At 69.5% G+C, this 1,816-nt stretch carries 1 protein-coding gene; it reads right to left on the bottom strand.

All coding sequences use genetic code 11. The features are described 5' to 3' along the window. On the bottom strand, positions 1-1,694 hold a 1,694-nt coding region (locus AB0H87_RS41500), incomplete at its 3' end, for an AMP-binding protein (RefSeq protein WP_360159275.1). Between the last annotated feature and the right edge of the window lie 122 nt (positions 1,695-1,816).

Here is a 1,816-nt window from a genome sequence, read left to right as displayed (position 1 = left end):
CTATTCCGCTCAACCTGAGCCCTGTGATCTGCGTCACTCGTTGCCGACGAGCACCCTGATCCACTTCCGCTCGCCGAAGCTCTCGACACCCAGCCCCACTCGCGCATCTCGACCTTGCGCACCTTGCCGCTGACCGTCATCGGGAACGACTCGACCACCCGCACGTACCGCGGGATCTTGTAATGGGCGAGCTGCCCCTGGCAGAACGCGCGCACCTCGTCGAGCGTCACGGGATCACCGGCGTCCCGCACGATCACGCAGGCCATGATCTCCTCGCCGTACTTCTCGTCCGGCACGCCGATCACCTGCACGTCCGAGATCTTCGGGTGCCGGTACAGGAACTCCTCGATCTCCCGCGGGTAGACGTTCTCGCCGCCACGGATGATCAGGTCCTTGATCCGGCCGACGATGTTGACGTAGCCGTCGGCCCGCATCGTCGCCAGGTCGCCGGTGTGCATCCAGCGCGCCGCGTCGAGCACCTCCGCGGTCTTCTCCGGCTCGTCCCAGTAGCCCAGCATCACGGAGTAGCCCCGCGTGCACAGCTCCCCCGGCTCGCCGCGGCGCAGGGTCACGCCGGTCGCCGGGTCCACGATCTTGACCTCGACGAACGGCAGCACCCGGCCGACCGTGCCGGTGCGCCGGTCGAGGTCGTCGTCGACCCGGGTCTGCGTCGACACGGGCGAGGTCTCCGTCATGCCGTAGCAGATCGACACCTCCGACATGTGCATCCGGTCGACGACCTTCTTCATCACCTCGACCGGGCACGGCGAGCCGGCCATGATGCCCGTACGCAGGCTGCTCAGGTCGTGGTCCGCGAAGTCCGGCAGGTCCAGCTCCGCGATGAACATGGTCGGCACGCCGTAGAGGGACGTGCACCGCTCGCCGGCGACGGCCGCGAGCGTCGCCGCGGGCTCGAACGACGGCGCCGGGATGACCATGCACGCGCCGTGCGAGGTCGCCGCGAGGTTGCCCATCACCATGCCGAAGCAGTGGTAGAACGGCACCGGGATGCAGATCCGGTCCTGCTCCGTGTAGCCGCACAGCTCGCCGACGAAGAAGCCGTTGTTGAGGATGTTGTGGTGCGAGAGCGTCGCGCCCTTGGGGAACCCGGTCGTGCCGGACGTGTACTGGATGTTGATCGGGTCGTCGCTGGTCAACGTCGCGGCGCGGGCCGCGAGGTCGGCCGCGGTCGCGCCGGCGGCCCGCGCCACGAGCGCGGTCCAGCTCGGGTCGTCGAGATACGCGACGGTACGCAGCGCGGGGCACTCGCCGGCCACGGACTCGACCATCTCGCGGTAGTCGCTGCCCTTGTGCGCGAGCGCGGACACCAGCACGGAGATCCCCGACTGGCGCAGCACGAACCCGACCTCGTGCCGCCGGTACGCCGGATTGATGTTGACCATGATGGCCCCGACGGCCGCCGTCGCGTACTGGACCAGCACCCACTCGGGCCGGTTGGGCGCCCAGATCCCGACGCGGTCGCCCTTCTGGACACCGAGCGCGAGCAACGCCCGCGCCAGCTCGTCGACGTCGGCGGTCAGCTCGCGGTAGCTCCACCGGCGCCCGCTGGGCACGTCGACCAGGGCCTCGCGATCGGGAAAATGGCCGGCGGTGCGGGCGAGGTTCTGCCCGATGGTGTCGGCCAGCAACGGAGTGTCGGATGGTCCACTGGCGTACGCGAGCTCACCGGTCATGCCGCCTCCTGGGTCGCGATCCCCCCAACCGGCACGCTACCGGGCGCCTGTCGTGGTGGCCCTGCTGTTCACCACCGTGGCGGTCGGTCTGCGTCGCGCGCTGCGCGTGCGAGACTAGGTAA

Source organism: Asanoa sp. NPDC050611, from assembly GCF_040654855.1.
GTDB lineage: Bacteria > Actinomycetota > Actinomycetes > Mycobacteriales > Micromonosporaceae > Asanoa.
Note: the sequence above shows the minus strand (reverse complement) of the source record. Positions and strands in the feature narration are given on the sequence as shown.